This is a genomic window from Virgibacillus sp. M23 (assembly GCF_034190895.1).
GTDB classification, from domain to species: domain Bacteria; phylum Bacillota; class Bacilli; order Bacillales; family Amphibacillaceae; genus Virgibacillus; species Virgibacillus salarius.
The window spans coordinates 1-399 of the sequence record NZ_JAWDHA010000362.1; the positions used below are offsets into that span (position 1 = coordinate 1).

At 45.4% G+C, this 399-nt stretch carries 1 protein-coding gene; it reads left to right on the plus strand.

Going from position 1 to position 399, the window contains the following annotated elements; genetic code table 11:
* The coding region (locus RVS70_RS23005) for an MFS transporter (RefSeq protein ID WP_321135058.1) at positions 1-399 on the plus strand (399 nt) is incomplete at both ends.

The following is a 399-nucleotide window of genomic DNA, read 5'->3' on the forward strand; positions in this document are numbered from 1 at the left end:
GGGCCAGCGCTGATCAGCAATTTGTTTATTCCTTTCTTTTCTGAGAAGTGGGGCAGAAAACAAGTCATGATCATCACGGCGGCTCTATCGCTTATTTCGTATGCCGGCCTGCATTTTACGCCGTATTCTTCGATAACACTCATTTTCATTTGGCTTTTTGCATCGGGATTTTTCACAACGCCTTTAAATACGCTTGCTTGGGGAATGGTTGCGGATTGTGTCGATTATGCGGAATGGAAAACCGGAATTCGCGCGGATGGTGTGGTGATTTCGAGCATGAGTTTTATTAATAAGCTGGGTGTGGCGTTAGCCGGATCATTTTCGGCCATTTATTTAGGAATCGCCGGGTATGTGGCGAATGCAGACCAGACAGTTGCGTCATTGAATGCGATTAAAAAT